Below are 19,548 nucleotides of genomic sequence, written 5' to 3'. Positions count from 1 at the left end.
GGGGGGGGGGGGGGGGGGGGGGGGGGGGGGGGGGGGGGGGGGGGGGGGGGGGGGGGGGGGGGGGGGGGGGGGGGGGGCCCGCCCCCCCCCCCCCCCGGCCCGGTGATGGGCAGGGTCTCAGCCGACGGTGACGCCGAACCGGTCGAGAGTGGAGTTGATCTCCGCCTCGGTGCCGACGTACTCGTAGCCGTCCTGAGCCGCCCAGAGCTGACCGGTGAAGTACAGGGGGATGTCCCAAGCCTCGTCCACGACGAGCTCGTTCAGCTCGCGGAACTTCGCATCGGCCGCGTCGGGGTCGAGCTCCGACAGCGCGTCAGTCAGCAGTGCGGTGACCTCTGGCTCCTCGTACTGCATCGGGTTGAGGAAGCCGGAAGTGGTGTAGTGACCCTCAGCGGACTTCGCGGCGATGGTCTGTCCGTCGAACCAGATCGTCATCGGATACTGACCCGAGACGACAGCCTGCACGGTGTCCTGCGCGGGCACCGCGACCCAGTCGACCGTGACGCCGATGTCTGCGAGCGCCTGCGTGACGTTGGGCTCCATCTGCGCGGTGTACACCAGGCTGGGCATGGTGACAGCGAAACCGTCGGCGTATCCAGCCTCGGCGAGCAGCGCCTTCGCACCCTCGACGTCGTAGGCGTAGGTGTCGTTGAGCGACTCGTCGAACGCTCCCGTCGTGGGGTAGAACATCTGCTCGGTCGCCTGCCCGACGCCGCCGAGGAGACCGTCAACGAAGGCCTGACGATCGAACGCCATGTTCAGCGCCTGGCGCACACGGACGTCGGCGAGGGCTGGGACCATCGTGCCCGCGCGATCGAAGATCTTGATGAACGTGGAGGCCTGTGCTGTGAACTCTGTGACAGTCAGGCCGAGGCCCTCGACCGCCCCGCGAGAGGACGTCTGGATCGGCGCGAAGTCGAGCTCCCCTGCGCGAAGCGCGTTCTCGATAGCCGTGGTGTCCTGGATCACGCGGAACGTCACAGTGTCAAAGGGCCAGTTGTCGACACTCCAGTGGTCCTCGCGCTTGTTGAGCACGTAGACCGAACCCGTCGTGGTCGCCTCAGTGTCAAGCACGTACGGGCCGGATCCGATGGGGTCGAGCCCGTAAGACTCCTCCGTCATGAGGTCAGGCTTCGCGATGATCCCGACTCGAGCTGCGAGGGAGCGAAGCACCGTGGGGTCCACCTGCTTCAGCGTGATGACGATCGTGGTGTCGTCGGGAGCGTCGACGCTCTCCCAGTTGACGAACTGGCCCTGGCCCGCACCCGGCGTACTCATGACGTACTCGGCGGTCGCCTTGTAGTCCGCCGCAGTGGCCGGCGTGCCATCCGAGAAGGTCAGGTCGTCGCGCAGCTTGAGGGTAAGGACGAGGCCGTCGTCGGAGTACTCCCAGGACTCGGCAGCACGAGGCTCGATCGAGCCGTCCTCGCCGACATAGAGAAGCGTGTCGTAGATGGCCGACCAGATGAACATGTCGGTGCCCTCGGACAGGTTGATCGGGTCGAAGGTCGCGGGCTGACGCTCGAGTGACAGAGTCACAGTGGTGGGTGCGTCGACCGTCGGCGACGCCGACGCGGACTCCGATGCATCGGTGTCGCCCGAGGTCGAGCAGGCGGTCAGCGCGACGAGCGCGCCCACCACGAGGGCGGCAGCGCGTGTCGCACCTCGCCGCGTATTGGACTGGCTCCGCATGAGTAACTCCTTTGTTATGTGGCAAGCCGGCCGAGATCCACATGTTCACCAGCGCCTGTGCAGGTGCGGATCGCCTCGGCAGACGAGAGTCAATCACGGATTCGCGAATGTGACAACCGCTTGCCAAAGTCGCAAGATTGTCGAGATTTCAGCCCGTCTCTACGCATCCCTTGCGAACGGCAATCGGCTTCCATGAAACTCGCAATCAATTGACTTTTTTGCGTTGGAGAGATGTAATGGCGTCGACTCAGAACCACGCCCGCGACGCTCAAGAGCGACTGCGGACACACGCCCACCGCGCTTCCGCACCGCCGCAGAAGCGCGCAAGAGAGGAACCCCAGCGTGACGACGTCTCCCGGCCAGGTGGCCCTCGCCAAGTCCATGCATTCGACCGAAGGCTCCGCGCCCTACATGCGCCGGAGCTTCGAGCTTGCGTCGCTGCCGGCCCGCGCAACTCTTCGCGCAAGTGCCCTGGGCATCGTGGACCCCTACGTGAACGGCGACCGGATCGGGGATCAGGTACTGGCCCCTGGATGGACCTCCTACAGACATCGTGTACTCGTCAGCGAGTACGACGTGACCGAAGCGCTTCACGTCGGCGAGAACGTGATCGGAGCGATCGTGGGCCACGGCTGGGCAGCGGGACGGCTCGGCTGGGACGGCCGGCGGTCGTTCTACGTCGAGCAGCCTGCTTTGTTCATGGAGCTGGTCCTCGAACACCCCGACGGCACGCGCCAGACGCTCTCTACCGACGAGGGCTTCGTCTCCGCAACCGGAGCCTTCCTCGCGGACGACCTCTACGACGGGGAGCACTACGACGCCCGCAAGCACCCGCACGGCTGGAACGAGCCGGGGTTCGATGCAAGCGGCTGGTCACCCGTCGCGACCCTTGAATGGCCGGCGGCCTCCTTCGCTCCGATGACGGCGGAGCCGATCAGGCGAATCGAGACGCTGACGCCCGTGTCCCTCACGTCGACTGCTCAGGGAGCAGCACTCGTCGACTTCGGGCAGAACATCTCTGGGTGGGTGCGGTTGCACGTTCGAGGCCCCGAGGGAACCAAGCTCACCATTCGGCACGGTGAGCTGCTGACACCTGAGGGCGATCTGGAGACGACGAATCTCAGAAGTGCCAAGGCCATCGACACGGTCATCCTCGCCGGCTCCGGCAGGGAGACCTGGGAGCCGACCTTCACCTTCCACGGTTTCCGCTACTGCGAGATCGTCGGCTGGCCCGGAGAGATCGAGGCCGACGACATCGAGGCCGTGGTCGTCCACTCCGACATGCGTCGCATCGGCCACATGACCACATCCGACCCGAACCTCAACCAGCTCCACGCCAACGCCGTGTGGAGCATGCGCGACAACTTCGTCGGGCTCCCTACCGATTGCCCCCAGCGCGACGAGCGCCTCGGCTGGACCGGCGACATCAACGCGTTCGCACCCACCGCATCGTTCCTGTACGACGTGCGCGGGGTGCTCTCCTCGTGGCTCGCGGATGTCGCCGTCGAGCAGCGCGAGCTCGGCTCGGTCCCGTGGTTCGTGCCGGACACCAAGGGCGTCCCGTGCGCCCCCGCCGCGTTCTGGAGCGACGCGGTGATCGGCGTCCCGTACGCCATGTACCTCGCGTACGGCGACCTGGCGATCCTGGAAGCGGCCTACCCGTCGATGACGGCGTTCATCGCTCAGGTCGAAGCCGAACTCGACGAACGCGGCCTGTGGTCCTCGGGCTACCAGTTCGGCGACTGGCTCGACCCGGACGCCCCGGGAGACCGTCCCGACAAGGCGAAGGCCGACCCGTACCTCGTGGCGAGCGCGTACTTCTACAAGGATCTCCAGCAAGCGATCAGCACAGCCGAGGCGCTGGGCCACGAGGCCGATGCCGCGCACTTCACCAACCTTGCTACGCGGCTCCGCTCGGCCTTCCTTGAGGAGTACGTGAGCCCCCGGGGCCGGATCGTCGACCAGTCGCCCACCTCGTACGCGCTCGCCATCACTTCCGGTCTCCTTGACGGAGAGCAGCTGGCTCACGCCGGCGACTACCTTGCTACTCGTGTGGCGGAGTCTGGGTACCGGATCTCGACAGGCTTCGTCGGCACGCCGTTCCTCCTCGACGCGCTGTCGTCAACGGGCCACACCGACGTCGCCTTCCGCGTGCTGCTTCAGACCGAGAACCCTTCCTTCCTCTTCCCCGTGCTCCACGGCGCCACCACCATCTGGGAACGCTGGGACTCCGTGCGCGCTGACGGCACTCTCCACCCCGCGGCGATGACGTCCCTCAACCACTACGCCTTCGGCGCGGTCGCCGATTGGATGCACCGAGTGATCGGCGGACTGACGGCAGTCGAGCCCGGCTACCGGCGGATGCGGATCGCGCCGCACCTTGGCGGCAATCTGACCTCGTCGGACGTCAGCCTGGACACACCGTACGGACCCGTCAGAGTGACCTGGCGGATCGAAGAGGGCGAAGTGATGGTCAGCGCTCAGATCCCCGACGGCGCAGAGGCCCTCATCGTCCTTCCGAGCCACCCTGAGGACTCGACCGTCGAGGTTGGCTCGGGTGATCACTCTTGGACCTACGCCTTGCCCGTACCCGAGATCCCTGACGTCGATCTCGACAGCCCGACGATCGACCTGGTAAGAGCCCCGGGAGCATGGGACGCCGTCTTCCAGGCGCTGGTCGACCAGATGCCGTTCCTCGCGTCTCACCTGTCCGAGCCCGTCCCCGGCGATCAGCTCTCCTCTCGCTCAGTGCGCTGGCTGATCCGGAACATCCCGAACACCGGCCCCGACACGGAAGCCGCCGTCGAGCGTGCGCTCGACAAGTGGCGGGTGGGCGCATAGCCGCCTTCCGAGTACCGCAGATGGAGTACACGTATCGCGCCGTGACGGAGACGACTGCGCAGCAGCGGCCTTCCTACCTTGGTGAGGTCTCCTCATCAAGGGAAGGAAAGCCCGTACATGTCATCACTCGCACGCTTCGTCGCGGTGCACCGACGTGGAGTCGTCACCGCGTGGATCACCGCCCTCATCGCGCTCGCCGGCTGGCTTCTCGTGGCCGGCACGGCGTTCTCGGACACCTCTGAAGTGCCAGAGTCCGAGGCCACCCAGGCGCTCGCAGTCCTGAACGGCGGCACCGCCAGCGACGCCACTTCGGGCACCATCGTGTGGAAGTCGACAGACACCGACATCACCGACAGCTCACTCGTCGCATCGATGTCACGCATGCTCGAGCAGGTCTCGTCGCTCACCGGTGTCACTACCGTCGTATCACCCTACGATCAGGCAGTCGCAGGCGCGGTCAGCCCGGATGAGAACACCGCCTACGCCACCGTCGTGGCGACAAGTGACCTCTCGAGAGACGACGTCGCCCAGATCGTCAGTGGCTACGAGACGGACACGCTCCAAATCGAGATCGGAGGCCCGGCCCTCGAACTCATCCCGAGCGTCGACGGCGTCGCGGAGTCACTCGGCATGCTTGTCGCACTGCTCCTCTTGTTCGCCTTGTTCCGCGCAAAGCGGGCGGCGCTCCTCCCACTGGCGACCGGCGTCGTCGGCGTGGCGTCGTCGCTCCTCGCAGTCATGCTTGCCTCGCACGTTCTCGACATCCCCGACGATGCGATCACGATGGGTGCGCTCATCGGGCTGGGCGTCGGCATCGACTACTCGCTGTTCATCGTGCATCGTCATCGTTCTGCACTGATGTCTGGCAAGACCGTGGTCGATTCGCTCGCCGAGGCGCTCTCCAGCTCCGGTAGAGCTGTGATCTTCGCAGGCGCCACCGTGATGCTCGCTCTCGTAGGCATGTTCATCCTCGGGCTACCGATCCTCACGTCGATGGCGATCTGTGCCGCAGTCACGGTGCTCTTCACAGTCGGCACGGCACTCACCCTGCTCCCTTCGCTGCTCGCGATGCTCGGAACCAAGGCGCTCTCCAGGACTCAGCGCGAGGAACTGCGGATCCGCGGCTCTATCGCGCCGCCTGCACGTCGACGCTGGAACGCCTGGTTCTCACGGGTGCTCCGCCGCCCCGTGGTCTCCATCGTCGCGGTCCTCCTGGTGGCCGGTGCAATCGCCGGCCCGCTGGCCCAGATCCACATCGGGCGCGCAGACGCTTCGGCCGACGCCGCTGGCACGGAGAACCGCGAGTACTTCGAGTTGGTCTCCGCCGCGTTCGGCGACGGCTTCAACGCGACGATCATCATCGTTGCCGAGACTCCGGACTCCGCATCTGAAGGAGCCTTCACCGAGCTGGTGGCTGACACCGCAGCGCTCGACGGAGTGGTCATGGTCACGCCTGCGGCGGCACCCGAAGGGGTCTCCGCCGCCTACGTGACGCCCAGCACCACCGCCCAGGCCGAGGACACCGAAGCGATCGTCACGGCGATACGCACTGAGCTTGCGCCCCGTGAGTCGAAGGGCACGGCGATGCACGTCTATGTGAGCGGCGCCACCGCGATCAACATGGACATCGCGTCGACGCTGCTGGGCAACCTTCCGCTCTATCTGCTCGTGATCTCCTCACTGGGCTTCCTGCTCCTTGCGGTCGGCTTCCGCAGCCTCGTCGTCCCGCTGACCGGCGTCGTCACCAACCTCATCAGCATCGCGGTCGGCATCGGTGCCGCAGTGGCGATCTTCCAGTACGGCTGGGGCATCGAGCTGTTCGGCCTCGGTGCAGGCGCACCGATCATCTATCTGATCCCGGTGCTGGTCGCGGGCCTGGTATTCGGACTCGCGATGGACTACCAGGTCTTCCTCGTCTCGCGGATGCACGAGGAGCGCGAGCGCTTCGGTGAGCATCAGCGGGCGATCCGTGTGGGAGGCCGGGAGTCCGCGACCGTGATCGCCATCGCCGCGTTGATCATGGCGAGCGTATTCGTCTCCTTCGCCTTCTCCGGCGACCGCATCGTCGCGGCGATGGGTGTGGGGCTGGCCGTGGCAGTCCTCTTCGACGCCTTCCTCGTGCGGCTCGTTCTCGTCCCGGCATTGCTCGCAGCGATCGGGCGTCGCACCTGGGCGTACCCCAGTTGGGCGGAGAGGATCACGCCGAATGTCTCGCTTGAGGCGCCCGCCGAGATCGAGTTCGAGTCCGCCCCCCACCACACCACCAACGCAGGCGCCACGCGCTAGGAGGAGGACGAACGATGACGCCGAGAGCCTTGCTCCAACACCTCTCACGCGTCGCAGATCGAGGCTCCGTCCGGGTCGGCTCGCCGACCCGGACGGAGCACATCGTCACGGCGCTCACCTTCGGCGCGCTGATCGCGGCGGCAGGCTACACCCGTGTGGTGAACGAGACTCCGCTGCCCCCTCTCGCGTGGATCGTCATGGCCTCGTGCGTGACGGTCGCTACCCGCACCCGCGTTCCCAAGGCATCGGTCCTCGCAAGCGCCGCCATCGACCTGACCTACATCGTCATCACTGCACTGTCGCTCACCCAAGCCGGTGAACCCCTGTATGCATCGAAGTTCGGCCCGGCCCCGATCGCGACGATCATGACGACCGCGGCGCTCGCATACCGCGCGCAGCACATGGTGACGTGGACACTCGCCGGCACTGCGGCGATCGCGGTCGGAGGGGCAACGGCGATCGTTGCGACGCCGGAGTACGCCGGCGAGGCGATCCTCTTCTGCAACATGATCCTGTTCGCGGCTGTGCCCGGCAGCATCGCCATGACCCGCGCGGAGAAGCGCCGTGCCAACCTCCGTGAGCGAGCAGACCTCGAGCATCGCGCGGCGATCGCCGAGCGCCTCCGGATCGCTCGCGAACTGCACGACACGCTCGCCCACAACCTCACGCTCGTGAACGCACAGGCGTCGGTCGCGGAGTACCTGCTCGAACTGGATCCGCAGCGGGCCGCGAAGGCACTTCAGCAGATTTCGCACCACTCGTCAGAGGCATTGGCGGACGTCCGCTCCACAGTGGGACTGCTGCGGTACGGAGACGCAACCTCTGCGCCTCATGACGACCCCACCACTCCGCCCACCCCTAGCCTCGCGATGCTCGACAGCCTCGTCGATACCCACCGCGGAATCGGCGCCAGGATCGACTGCTCGGTCGAAGGCACTCGGCCGGCAGAGGTGCCCTCCCTCGTCGACGCGACGGGCTATCGCATCATCCAGGAGTGCCTGACGAATGCCTCCAAGCACGCGCCCGGTGCGCCCGTGCGCGTAAGCATCCGGTGGCATCCCGACGAGGTCCGCGTCCATGTGGCGAACCGGCTCTCGCGCGAGGAGGGCTCGCCGACGACCGGAAGCCGGCAGGGCCTTCTCGGAATGGAGGAACGCGTACGAGCCCTCAAAGGGACCCTGGCGGCAGGACGGGTGGAGAACAGCTTCTCCGTCGAGGCCACGCTACCTATCGCCCCCACCAGAAAGGTCGAGCTATGACGCTCTCCGTGCTCTTCGCCGATGACCATGCGCTGCTACGGACCACCTACCGCCTCCTTGTGGAGGCGGTCGACGACATGACGGTCGCGGGCGAGGCCGAGACTGGCTGGCAAGCGGTCTCGCTCTGCCGCGAGACGCATCCCGACGTCGTGGTGATGGACCTTGAGATGCCCGAGATGGGGGGCGTCGCCGCGACGGAGGCGATCAAGAGCGACCCTGACCTCCACCACACAGCCGTCCTCGTACTGACGACGTTCGAGACGGAAGAACTGGTGCTCGCCGCCCTGCAGGCCGGAGCGAGCGGGTTCTTGGGCAAGGGCGCTCAGCCCGCCGAGCTGCTCGACGCCATCCGAGCGGTAGCGCGCGGCGATCAGCCGCTCTCACCAGCCGCGACCCGAACACTGATCGCTCGCGTCGCGGCAGGCGAGATTGACCGCACGCTGCGAACGATTCCGGGCATGGACGACCTGACGGAGCGCGAGCGAGAAGTGACGGCGATGGTCGCCCGAGGACTGTCCAACGACGAGATCGGCGCACGACTGTTCATCAGCCCGGCAACGGTCAAGACCCACGTGAACAGAGCGATGCTGAAGGTACAGGCGAGAGATCGGGCACAGTTGGTCGCGTTCGCGTATGAGGCTGGGATCGTCCGCTGAGCTCAAGCCTGGCCACCGGCCGGAGAGTCGAGGCACCCGCGTGCAATAGCAATCGATTGGCACAGGCGCTCGCCATGGCACTTCATTCCCACCGCGTGGTGCGCGAATCTCGCTATAGTCGAGACTGCAACCGCTTGCCATTCTCGTACTTCACTGCGACTATCCGGGCAGGCGGGCTTCAGAACAAAGGAGATCTGAATGAACGCGGCGACGGCTACCGTTTCGCCCGACGCACCACCTTCGCGAAAGCGTCGGCGCTGGCCATGGGTTGCGCTCGGGGTGGTCGCGCTCCCCATCGTCGGCACGGGCATCTACTACGCCACCCAACTGGGGAGTGGCGGCGAGTATGTGGATGAGGCGGGCGACTACACCCATGTCTCCGCCGACAGCTCGATCGAGCACCTCGCGAACCACCCTGCGTTCGCCGAGTATCAGGACAGCATGGAGCTCTTCTCCACGGGCTTCCTCGCGAGCATCACCGGCCCGATGGCCGTCGACTCGGTATCCCCGTCAGCGCAGTCGATCGCCGACGGCGCCAACTTCGCGATCGACATGACGAACGCTGGCCTCGACGTCTTCACTCCTCTGTACTCCGAGGATGAAGTAGCGGCTGACCCCTACAAGGAGGAGTCCGGCTTCTTCTACTTCCCTTCGGAGCCCGGAGCGCCGCTCGCCGTCGTGTTGCCCGGGGGCGCCTTCCTGAGCGTCGCCGTCTCGGTCGAAGGCCTCCCCTACGCCGCGGAGCTGCACGACGCCGGCTATGCCGTTGCAGTGCTGAGGTACCGCACCGGCATCGAGGAGGGAGACCCCGAAGACTCCCAGGATGTGCGCATCGAGCGCGCGCAGGAGGACCTGCTCGCCCTCATGGCCCTCCTGTCCACCGATCCCTCGTATGGCGCGAACCTCGACGACCATTCGGTGTGGGGCAGCTCCGCGGGCGGCACGCTTGCCTTGGGTTGGGCGTCCGACGACGCGATGGGCGCGGTTGCCAACGGCTTCGCTGCACCCTCGGCAGTGATCGGTGTCTACCCGTACGTCGGAGTCGCCGACGATCCCACGGTGTGGACCCCGCCGACCTTCATCGTCTACGCCGAGGACGACCCGCTGCTCGACATCGCTCAGACCGACGCCTACGTGGACCAGCTCGCGAGCGCGGGAGTGCCACACGAGTACCTGCGTGTCGCGACAGGCGGGCATGGGTTCGGCGTCGGGCTGGGCACCGAGGCGGAGGGCTGGATCGGCGAGGCGATCGCATTCCTGCAGCAGTAGCGGCAGCTCGGCCACAGGGGGTGGAGCTCGCGCGGGACGCAAGCCTCCGCCCCCTGTGATCGCGTTGGGGGGCTAGTCGAATCGAAGAGAATGTACGGTGAGCTTCTGAGCCTCGTGGAACACCAGGACGATCTCCTCGAACGATTCCGGGAGATCGACCTCTACGGCCCCACCGCCTACCTCGACTACTGCCGCGGACCCTGCCGAGGTGCGGACCTCGACGCTCCCCACGCCCGTGCCCTGGACCGACACACGCGCGGCGCGCGCACCGTCGACGTATCGAAACACTGCGGTGTCCCCCGGGGCGATCTCGGTGAGCGCTTCAGACCCGTGCCCGTCGGGGGCGATCCGTACGTGGCCGCTGAGGCCGCAAGCCGTGAAGGCGGGGATCTCCTCCCCCGCCGCGAATGGCTCTCCGGCGCCCTGCGACGTCATCGGAACCTCGGGTATCGATCCATCCGGAGAGAACTCGATCGGCTCGATACAGAGCCTGCGCATGCTTGACACACCCCGGGAGGCGCGGTGGTAGAAGACGTACCACTGGCCGCCCACCTCGGCGATCGATCCATGGTTGTTCCAGGACTCAGGGTCGCAGTCCGCGTTGTCGACGATCACGCCACGATAGGTGAACGGCCCGAGGGGCGAATAGGAGGTCGCATACCCGAGCGAGGTCGGCTTCCCCCTCGAGATTTCGGCGTACACGAGGTAGTAGAGGTCTCCGCGCTTGCGCATCGACGAGCCCTCGTGGAAGTGATGCTCGCCCTCGGTCAGGAGACCGTCGACCACGCTGGCCTGATCGAGCGTCATCATGTCCGGACCGAGCCGTGCCCCCGAGGACTCGAACTGGCCCCAGTAGTAATAGGCGGCGCCGTCATCGTCGATGAACACAGACGGATCGATACCTGTGACCGGAAGTTGAACCGCGTCTGCAAAGGGCCCCTCGGGGCTATCGGACACGGCGACCCCCTCGGTTCCGTCGGAGAGGCACATGTAGAGGAAGTACCTGCCGTCGCGCTCAATCGCGTCGGGCGCGTACAACAGCGTCTGCTTGGGCAGCCTCTCTGCTGCAGCCGCTCGCACAGCGGACGCGAACTCCTCAAACGGCATCTGCTCGGTGCCCTCCGGGAGCGAGGAACGCACGTGCTCGGGAAGGTCATCGAAGGACTCCGCTCCGTCGAGGAACGAGCGTCCCATGGGGCGCGAGGGTCCCGCCCATGCGGCGTCCTCGGCACGGAAGGCGACATCGTGGACGGTCCACTCGCAAAGGTCCGCAGTGGAGGCCACGTGATAGCGGTCGGAGCAGTACTCGCGCTCCGCCAGGTCGTAGCTTCCGTAGACGTAGAGCCGCCCATCCGGCATGACCCTGGCCTCGGGGTCGGGAACGTGGTGCTGCAACGGGAGCACCGGATTGCGGCCAGTCGCTCGCGGCGCCCCGCCGAGATCCATCACTGTGGTACCTCCTGGTCGATGTGTGGGATGACGGGTGGAGCCGCCCTCGCCTTCAGCGCGATGATCACGGCGCCGAGCACAGCGAACGCGGCGCCCGCGATATACAAGACGCCGTAGTCGGCATCGCGTCCAGCGAGCAGCAGGAGCGAGGGCGCGATGAGCGGAGCGATCGCGGCAGGAACCTTCTGCGAGAACGCGTTGATTCCGAGGTACCTGCCCGCCTGCGTCGCTCGCTCGGGAAGGATGTCCATCGTGAGGGCGCCGCCCACGGTCCCGAAGACGGCGAGCCCGATCGCTGACACCACTGCGCCGCCAACGAGCGTGCGCAGGTCCTGGGCAGAGGCACTGACCAGGGCACCAGCGGCAAAGGCACCGCCGCCGAGTGAGGTCCAGACGTGGCGCGCGCCCTTGCGATCGGAGGCCCAGCCCGCGACGGTGGACCCGAGGGTCGCAGCGACGATCCCGACAGCCGAGAGCATTGCGAGGGTGGGTGCGACCTCCACGACGGAGACGTCGAGGCGCTGCGCGTAGAAGTAGGTCGTGAAGCTCGATGTGAGCGACAGCCCGAAGAAGAAGAGCGCGCGTCCGAGCCACGCCCACGCGAATGACGGATAGCGCCGCGGATCGAATAGATAGCTGCGCGCGAGCGCTCCCCACGACAACGGCCCACGGGGCCCATCGGCGGGCGCGGGCTCCTCGCGAATGCACACCAGGAAGATCGCGATCAAGGCTCCGCCGACGAGGCCGGGGACCAGGAAGAGCAGCCACGAATCCGTCGCGAAACGGCCAGCAAGCGTCACTCCGACCACCGGGGCGACCTGGCCGGACACGTTGGCGACCGCGGAGACGGTGCCGCGCTGGTGACGTGGCAGACGATCAGCCAGGAGATTCCCCACGGATCCGCCCGCAGTGCCCCAACCGAACGTCGTGAGCATCCACCCGATGGTCAGCGCAGCGACGTTGGGCGCGGCGGCAAGCACAGGTAGCGCCACCAAGCCCATGACGAGCCCGAGGAGCGTGAAGGGGCGCCGGCGCCCCCACCTCGAGCGGCTCCGATCACTCAGGACGCCAGTGAGCGGTGCGCTGACCAAGGCGACCAGCTGCCCGGCACCGATGACATAGCCGTAGAGGTGCTCGTCGCCAGGCGCGATCTCGCCGAGCCTCACCGCGAGCGAGAACACCATGGGGACCACGCCCGCGAGACTCGCGCCGAAGGTGGCCGCTCCGATGAGCGCGATCGCGCGCCGCGGAATCGGTGGAGTCTCATGGGACTGGCCAGGACTCCCGGCGCGCGGGTCCGAGACTGCTGTTTCCGTTGAGACGGGGGTGCCTCTACTCGGCGAACCTTGGCTCTGATCCATCAGGCACTCCTCAACGCGATAGCGAGAGCGTGCACAGGCTGAAGCTACCGGCGCAACCGCTTGCCGCTACGCTAGCACGAATCTCGTAATATGTTGCACTATTGAATCGTCAGACCGTGCGAACGTCGACATCAGCACCGCTGAGACGTTCTCCTCACCATGTTCGCAATCGGTTGCCATTTTCGCCGGATCGTGCTTCAGTGGTGCTACAGGCACGACCCCGAGGCGGCCGAGGCGGCGGTAAAGCCCACGTCGCAACGGGCATCACGGGGATCAACGCTTGCTTGGGCGATGGCCGACCGCGCCGCTCCCGGCGAAGACGCCGCAGGTGTGGTCGACAGACATCAGGGGGCCCCAATTGTGCAACCGCTTGCCATCACCAATGATGACGAGTGATCGAACTCCGGCAGCGGGGCATCCCCGCCGCGCGCAGCACGCGTGCCAGCCGGGACGGATGACCGAGGCGGGGCAGCCAGAGGCTCCGCGACGAGAGAAGGAGCAGTAATGTCAGGAACGCTTGAAGGACGGGTAGCCGTCGTCACCGGTTCGGGACAGGGTATCGGCCGCGACATCGCCCTATGCCTCGCCGCCGAGGGCGCGAGCGTGATCACCAACAATCGCAAGCCCGGCTCGTCGCTCAATGCGTTCGAGAAGACCGACATCCCCTTCACGGAGGCGGAGCTCACGGAGTTGACGAAGGTCTCCGGCGACGCGAAGACCACCGCGGACCTCATCACCGCGCGTGGCGGCTCCGCCGTCCCCTTCTTCGGTGACGTGGGCGATTTCGGCAACGCCGGCCGGATCGTCGAGACCGCGATCGAGAGCTTCGGGCGCGTCGACATCATCGTCAACAACGCCTCGTCCAACTGGGTCGGGAACATCATGGACATGGACGAAGAGCTCTGGGACATCTCCGTCGTCTCCAAGCTCAAGGGCGCATTCAACCTCATGCACCACGCCCTCCCTCACATGAAGGAGCAGGGCTACGGCCGCATCCTCAACTCGTCCTCGGATGCGTTCCAGGGCCTCACGGGGTACGCCGCGTACGGCGCGGCGAATGCGGGCCTCGTCGCACTCACGCGCGCCACCGCGGGCGATCTTGCGGGCACGGGCATCACCGTGAACGCCTACACACCACTGGCCAAGACTCGCGCCTGGTACAACGCCGCAGCGGCCTACCGCTTGCAGGGCGTGCCGGCCGAGGCGATCGAGGCGGGAGCCCCCGAGGCCATGAAGCGCACCGCAGAGGGCATGGTCCCGTTCCTCGCCTACCTGAGCTCCGAGCACGCCGCGGGCATCTCCGGGCACCTCTTCAAGCTGGCAGCAGACGGAGAGATCGGCCTGTGGAACACGCCTGAGGTCATCCGGTCCATCCGGACCGAGGACGAGATCTGGTCCATGGGCGACCTCCAGGAGCGCATCCCGGGCGAACTGCTCAAGGACATCGCGATCGCCGAGCACGCGATTCGCGCAGAGCAGGGCTGACCTGCACCAAGTCCCCGACCTGAACACCACACTTCGAGGTAAGGAACACACACATGGGAAAGATCGACGGCAAGGTCGTCCTCATCACAGGCTGCTCGACCGGGCTCGGCAAGCAGCAGGCGATCAGAATGGCAGAGGAGGGCGCCAACCTCGCGATCTGCGCTCGCAACATGGACAAGCTCAATGAGACCAAGCGCATCTGCGAGGAGGCAGGCGCGGAGGTGCTCGCCATGAGCGTGGACATCATGGACTACGACAGCCTCGTCGCATTCGTCGATGCCACCGCAGAGAGGTTCGGGCGCATCGACGTGCTCGTGAACAACGCCCACACCATCACCATCCCGAAGCCGTTCCTCGACAAGACCATCGAGGATCTCGACGTCGAGATGAAGAGCTCGGTCTATGCCTACTGGCACCTCATGAAGCTGTGCTTCCCGCACATGCGCGACCGCGAGGGGGCTGGCGCATCGATCGTGAACTTCGCGTCGGAAGCCGCAGTCATGGGCGACTCGCTCTACGCCCCGTACGCCGCCGCCAAGGAGGCCGTGCGCGGGCTGTCCCGTGTGGTCGCACGCGAATGGGGCCAGTACAACATCCGCGTGAACACTCTGTGCCCGAACGGCATGACGGAGAACGCGTCCGGTGGCCTCACCTCACTGAGCGAGGAGGCGCGCGCACACGTGCAGGCGGCCTTCATCAACAACCCGTTCCGCCGCGCCGGCAGCCCGTACGAGGACGTGGCTCCGGTGACCGTCTTCCTCGCCTCGGATGACAGCCGCTGGATCACAGGTCAGAACATCCACGCCGATGGCGGCGCGCTGATCAACGCCTGATCCAGGCACGACGCAGTTGCCTCGAGGCCCCCTGGCCCGACCCCCCTCGGGTCTGGACCAGGGGGCCGAATCGCGCAACGCCTGCGGTTTTGGCAACCGCTTGTCAAAAGCCGCAACAAGATGCTAGATTCCCGTCATTCCGTTCACGACGACCGTGATCGGGACCAGACTTGAGAGTGCAGTTCCCTACAAAGGAGTGGGCCGTGAAGAGCCGTACCAAGAAGGACGACCCGGACTACCTGCCGGCGCGCAAGCTGCTCGGCTGGGCCGGCGCGGGCATGTCCGCGGCAGCGAACTTCATCGTGCTGGGGTACATGGGCATCTACGCCACCGACACGCTCGGCATCTCCGCCGCGATGGTCGGCACCATGATTCTCGTCAGCAGCCTCGCGAACGTGGGCGGCGGCCTCATCGCCTCGTGGATCGTCGACCGAAGCCCCGAGACCCGCTGGGGCAAGGCGCGGCCCTACGAGTTCGCCGTCATCGGCGTATGGATCGCCACGTGGGCGCTGTTCTCGACGCCCGCGGGCCTGAGCCAGACCGGACGCACCGCGTGGGTGTTCGTCACCTTCCTCGCGATCAACGTGCTCTTCGACACGCTGCTGCGTTCCAACGACACCCTGTACATGGCTCGCGCGTTCGCGAACCGTCGGGTCTACGCCAAGGTCTACACGCGCGCTGGGATCTTCACGACGATCATGGGCATCATCATGACCGTCGCGCTTCCGATCGGCTTGAACTGGGCGGACAAGGACCCCGGCCGCTGGTCGATCGTGATGTTCGCGGTCGCACTCCCTCTCGCCATCCTCGGCATGACCCGCTTCATCTTCGTGAAGGAGGAGTACCGCAGCAGCGACGCGGATGCACCGCCCGTCACGCTCAAGGATCTGCTCGCCACTCTCCGCGCGGGCAAGTGGATCTGGCTCATCGCAGGACTCTTCCTCCTCAACAGCTCGATCAACGGCGCCAACATGATCGCCTACTACTTCCGCTACATCGTCGGAAACCTGGGCATGCAGGGCGTCGTGTCGGGAGCAGCCGTCCTGATCCTGCCCCTGATCCTGTTCTTCCCCAAGCTCATGAAGCGCTTCGCCATCTCGCAGATCATCATCACGGGATGCACGATCGGCCTGGGCGGCACGGCCATGTACTACTTCGCGGACGGCAGCATCCCCATGCTGATGGCCGGCGCGATCCTCATCGGGTTCGCGTCGCTTCCGCTCTCCTACCTGGGTGGCGTGATGATCCTGGACGTCTGCTCGTTCAACGAGTGGAAGGGAAAGCGCCGCCTCGAGAGCACGATGGGGGCCGTGACCGGAGTCATGGGTCGTGTCGGCATCGGCCTCGCAGGACTGTTCGTCGGTCAGGTCCTGACCGCGTCGGGCTACGACGGTACCGCTGAGGTCCAGACGGCGGGCGCCGAGCAGGCGATCACGGTGCTGTTCGCTGGAATCCCCGCCGCAGTCTTCATCGGCATCATCATCCTGATGGCGTTCTACCTCCGCTTCGAGCTGAAGATCCTGCCAACGGTCGAGTCCGATCTCGAGGCACGCCGCGCCGAGGCCGCTTCAACGAGCACCGCCGATCCGGAGCTGCTGCCGCTCGCGGCGGCGACAACGGAGCCCGGCGAGGCGATCGCGCCTCCTCACAAGCACTAGAGAGGCGGCTCCACCGTTCCTGGCGGGGTTCCGGCACGCTCGCGAGCATGCTGGAGCCCCGCCGCTCTCTCTGCACGATCCAATCTGAGAATCAAGGAACCGCCGTCAGCAGCCTTCGCGGCGGCAACTGTTACCCCTCGCGTCGGGACATCCGTGGAAAGATGCTCCAAGACGCACTGACGAGGAGAGTTACCGCGTGGACAAAGACGCCGCCGCCTCCCCCACCACCCGTGGGACCCGGAAGCACCAGCCCACCATCTACGACATCGCCCAAGCCGCAGGTGTCGACGCGTCCACCGTGTCAAGAGCGCTCAACAAGCCCGGACGCATCAACGTCCACACAGAAGCCCGGATCCGCGCCGCAGCTGCAGAGCTCGGCTACCAGGGCAATCCCATGGCTCGAGCGCTTCCGACGGGAAAGACACGGACGCTCGCTCTGATCCTGTCCGATCTCACCAATCCGGTCTACTTCACCCTCCTGCGCGCTGCCGAGCAGACCGCCGCCGCCGCGGGCTACACGCTCGTCCTGGCCGAGAGTCAGGACTCATCCGAGATGGAGTCTGGGATCTCTCAGACGATCGTGCCCGCGGTCGACGGCCTGGTCCTGGTCGGGTCGCGTCTCGATGATGAGCAGGTCCGTTCGCTCGCCCAGCGCAAGCCCGTCGTGGTCGTCAACCGCAGCCTCGAAGAGCTCGAGTCGGTCGTCCCGGACGTGGCACCCGGCATCGCGGCCGCCGTGGCACATCTCGCTGATCTTGGCCACAAGTCCGTGGCCTACCTCGGAGGCCCCGCGAACGCGTGGATGAGCCGCCGGCGATGGGACGAGATCTTCGAGCAGGCTGTCGCTCATGGCATGTCCGTCGTAGAGATCGGCCCGAACGCGCCGACACGCGAGGCCGGCAGGGACGCGATGAAGCGCGTGATCGCTTCGGGAGCCACCGCTGTCATCGCCTACAACGACCTCATGGCGATCGGGCTTCTCGATGCCGCCAAGCAGGACGGGCTCGAGGTGCCCGGCAGGCTGAGCATCATCGGGTTCGACGACATCTTCGGAGCAGACTTCACTTCACCGCCGCTCACCACCGTCAGCACGGAGCTCTCGGGCGCGGGGGCCGAAGCGGTGCGACGTCTGCTCGCGGCGATCGACAGCAAAGAGCGCTCTGCGGGAACAGACCTGACGACAAGTCTCGTGGTTCGCGAGTCAACCGGTGCGCCGAGAGGCTGACGGCGCCCGCGTCGCATCGCGGTACCAGGGCAGGCCGTGAAAACGGATACGCTGTATCTGTAATTGAGGCGTTCGGCACTGCCGACGCCGTGGATCCAGTCACCCCTGGAGCAACGATGCCCGCGCACCTTCAGCCTGCGCCCACACCTGAGACACGGTTTCCAAAGGCGCGCGCCGGGCGGCCGCGTCGAGGCGTCACCGTCGTCGCCCTCGCGCTTGGCGCACTCACATGGACCACCCTCGCCATGGAGGTGCCGGCCCACGGCTGGACCGCCGGGTGCGGCCTGCTCGCCGGAACGCTGAGCTACGCGTTCATGGCAATCGCGGTGGTGTTCGCGACTCGCCGCGAGTTCCTGGAGACCTGGTTCGGGCCGCTCGATCGCCTGTACCGCGCACACAGACTCCTCGGCATCGGCACGTTGGCTGGCCTTGGCCTGCACCTCTTGCTGAGGAACGATCCGCAGGGGTCAAGGATCATTGATCTGGCCACAGACCTGGCCTTCAGGCCGCTCGGGGTCGTTGGCGCTGTCCTGCTCGGGCTCTCGGTCGTGCTTGCCGTCACGGTCAGGATCCCGTACCACCGCTGGAAGCCGATCCACGTGGTCACGATGGTCGCCTTCTCGCTGCTCACCGCACACGCCCTCCTTGCCGCAGATGCACTGCAGCCGACGCTCGGCTTCAGCATGACTGTCATCGTCTTCGCGGGTGCGGGCCTCTCCGCGATCGCCCTGCGGATCGTTGACAAGGTGACAGGCGGAGCGCGGTACGAGGTCGCTGAACGAGTTCGCGGGCCGCGCGAAGTCGAGGTCACGCTTGCGCCGCGCGGACGGCTCGGCATCCCGTCGTCGCGGGCGGGGCAGTTCGCATTTCTTACCGCCACGGTCGGGGGAAGACGCGAGACGCATCCGTTCACGCTCACGAACCGTGCGGGCGCCACGGATCTCTCGTTTGCGATCCGAGCTCTCGGCGATTGGAGCTCGGAGGTCCAGGAAGGCCTCGAGATCGGCGCCCAGGTGCGCGTCCAAGGGCCATTCGGAGATTTCACCCCGCTCGATCGACGCGGCGATGCCGACAACCCGCAGGTGTGGATCGGCGCGGGAGCCGGAGTGACGCCGTTCGTGTCGGCTATGCGCTCGACCGACGCGTCGGAGCGTTCGAGTAGCGGTTACGACCGCAATGCCCCGGTCGAGTTCATCGTCGTCGCCAGGAACGAGGAGGACTGTCCCTGCTGGTCCGATATCGAGAGCGCATCCAACGACCTGCCCTGGCTGCGGCTGACGACGGCGTTCTCGTCGGATGGGGCCCGGCTGGACGCACGCGCCGTCGACTCGCTGATCAGTCGTGCACCCGCCGGGGCGGAGTGGTTCCTCTGTGGCCCCAACGGCCTCACCACACTCATCGCGCGCCGACTTCGCAGGGCAGACGTCCCTTCCGCCCTCGTGCACCGGGAGGTCTTCGACTGGCGCGGGCCCCGACTCTCACCCTGGCGCATACTCTTGCGCCTGAGCCGCACCCGCCAGCCAGCGACCTGACC

Annotated in this window: 13 protein-coding genes; 10 read left to right on the top strand and 3 right to left on the bottom strand. The window is 66.5% G+C overall.

Annotation, left to right across the window (positions count from 1 at the left end):
- Positions 1–117: 117 nt before the first annotated feature.
- Complete coding sequence (locus QQX04_RS08690) at positions 118–1,692, bottom strand: ABC transporter substrate-binding protein (RefSeq protein ID WP_301128220.1); 1,575 nt, start codon at positions 1,690–1,692, stop codon at positions 118–120.
- Positions 1,693–2,034: 342 nt separating this feature from the next.
- Between QQX04_RS08690 and QQX04_RS08685 the strand changes: the two genes are divergently transcribed.
- The 5 genes from QQX04_RS08685 (at position 2,035) to QQX04_RS08665 (ending at position 10,003) form a co-directional block, all read left to right on the top strand.
- The gene (locus QQX04_RS08685; protein ID WP_301128218.1) at positions 2,035–4,533 is read left to right on the top strand and encodes an alpha-L-rhamnosidase; all 2,499 of its coding nucleotides are present in this window, start codon (positions 2,035–2,037) and stop codon (positions 4,531–4,533) included.
- A 117-nt stretch (positions 4,534–4,650) separates the two neighbouring features.
- Positions 4,651–6,819: an MMPL family transporter gene (locus tag QQX04_RS08680; RefSeq protein WP_301128216.1), complete on the top strand. Its 2,169-nt coding sequence runs from the start codon at positions 4,651–4,653 to the stop codon at positions 6,817–6,819.
- Between the two features lie 14 nt (positions 6,820–6,833).
- On the top strand, positions 6,834–8,078 hold the full coding sequence (locus tag QQX04_RS08675) for a sensor histidine kinase (RefSeq protein ID WP_301128214.1): 1,245 nt from the start codon (positions 6,834–6,836) through the stop codon (positions 8,076–8,078).
- Entirely contained in the window at positions 8,075–8,734 is a 660-nt protein-coding gene (locus QQX04_RS08670; protein WP_301128212.1) for a response regulator transcription factor, read from the top strand. Before QQX04_RS08675 ends, QQX04_RS08670 begins: the two co-directional genes overlap by 4 nt.
- Before the next feature lie 279 nt (positions 8,735–9,013).
- Positions 9,014–10,003 carry an alpha/beta hydrolase gene (locus QQX04_RS08665; RefSeq protein ID WP_301128211.1) on the top strand — a complete coding sequence of 330 codons (990 nt, stop codon included), beginning with the start codon at positions 9,014–9,016 and terminating at the stop codon, positions 10,001–10,003.
- 72 nt (positions 10,004–10,075) lie between these two features.
- On the opposite strand, the gene QQX04_RS08660 is transcribed toward QQX04_RS08665, so the two are convergent.
- Complete coding sequence (locus tag QQX04_RS08660) at positions 10,076–11,449, bottom strand: family 43 glycosylhydrolase (RefSeq protein ID WP_301128209.1); 1,374 nt, start codon at positions 11,447–11,449, stop codon at positions 10,076–10,078.
- Positions 11,449–12,813: an MFS transporter gene (locus QQX04_RS08655; protein ID WP_301128207.1), complete on the bottom strand. Its 1,365-nt coding sequence runs from the start codon at positions 12,811–12,813 to the stop codon at positions 11,449–11,451. The genes QQX04_RS08660 and QQX04_RS08655 overlap by 1 nt, the downstream gene beginning before the upstream one ends.
- Positions 12,814–13,317: 504 nt before the next feature.
- Here QQX04_RS08655 and QQX04_RS08650 point away from each other — a divergent pair.
- The 5 genes from QQX04_RS08650 to QQX04_RS08630 all read left to right on the top strand — a co-directional run bounded on the left by QQX04_RS08650 (position 13,318) and on the right by QQX04_RS08630 (position 19,546).
- Positions 13,318–14,298 (top strand): SDR family NAD(P)-dependent oxidoreductase, encoded by a 981-nt coding sequence (locus QQX04_RS08650; RefSeq protein ID WP_301128205.1) that lies wholly within the window; start codon positions 13,318–13,320, stop codon positions 14,296–14,298.
- Between the two features lie 53 nt (positions 14,299–14,351).
- Positions 14,352–15,131, top strand: coding sequence for an SDR family NAD(P)-dependent oxidoreductase (locus tag QQX04_RS08645; protein WP_301128203.1), 780 nt, complete (start codon positions 14,352–14,354; stop codon positions 15,129–15,131).
- A 203-nt stretch (positions 15,132–15,334) separates the two neighbouring features.
- Complete coding sequence (locus tag QQX04_RS08640) at positions 15,335–16,789, top strand: MFS transporter (protein ID WP_301128201.1); 1,455 nt, start codon at positions 15,335–15,337, stop codon at positions 16,787–16,789.
- 196 nt (positions 16,790–16,985) lie between these two features.
- A complete protein-coding gene (locus QQX04_RS08635; RefSeq protein WP_301128199.1) occupies positions 16,986–18,014 on the top strand; it encodes a LacI family DNA-binding transcriptional regulator in 1,029 nt (342 codons plus the stop codon).
- A gap of 245 nt (positions 18,015–18,259) precedes the next feature.
- A complete protein-coding gene (locus tag QQX04_RS08630) occupies positions 18,260–19,546 on the top strand; it encodes a ferric reductase-like transmembrane domain-containing protein (protein ID WP_301128197.1) in 1,287 nt (428 codons plus the stop codon).
- The last annotated feature ends 2 nt before the right edge of the window (positions 19,547–19,548 follow it).

The organism is Demequina zhanjiangensis (assembly GCF_030418315.1).
Lineage (GTDB): Bacteria > Actinomycetota > Actinomycetes > Actinomycetales > Demequinaceae > Demequina > Demequina zhanjiangensis.
The sequence above is the reverse complement of the archived record's forward strand: the minus strand, read 5'-3'. Positions and strand labels throughout refer to the sequence as shown.

Excerpts from the sequence above, each read along its gene's own strand:
- QQX04_RS08690 (WP_301128220.1), bottom strand. The coding sequence starts at position 1,692 with ATGCGGAGCCAGTCCAATACGCGGCGAGGTGCGACACGCGCTGCCGCC.
- QQX04_RS08680 (WP_301128216.1), top strand. The coding sequence starts at position 4,651 with ATGTCATCACTCGCACGCTTCGTCGCGGTGCACCGACGTGGAGTCGTC.
- QQX04_RS08675 (WP_301128214.1), top strand. The coding sequence starts at position 6,834 with ATGACGCCGAGAGCCTTGCTCCAACACCTCTCACGCGTCGCAGATCGA.
- QQX04_RS08670 (WP_301128212.1), top strand. The coding sequence starts at position 8,075 with ATGACGCTCTCCGTGCTCTTCGCCGATGACCATGCGCTGCTACGGACC.
- QQX04_RS08660 (WP_301128209.1), bottom strand. The coding sequence starts at position 11,449 with ATGGATCTCGGCGGGGCGCCGCGAGCGACTGGCCGCAATCCGGTGCTC.
- QQX04_RS08655 (WP_301128207.1), bottom strand. The coding sequence starts at position 12,813 with ATGGATCAGAGCCAAGGTTCGCCGAGTAGAGGCACCCCCGTCTCAACG.
- QQX04_RS08650 (WP_301128205.1), top strand. The coding sequence starts at position 13,318 with ATGTCAGGAACGCTTGAAGGACGGGTAGCCGTCGTCACCGGTTCGGGA.
- QQX04_RS08645 (WP_301128203.1), top strand. The coding sequence starts at position 14,352 with ATGGGAAAGATCGACGGCAAGGTCGTCCTCATCACAGGCTGCTCGACC.
- QQX04_RS08630 (WP_301128197.1), top strand. The coding sequence starts at position 18,260 with ATGGAGGTGCCGGCCCACGGCTGGACCGCCGGGTGCGGCCTGCTCGCC.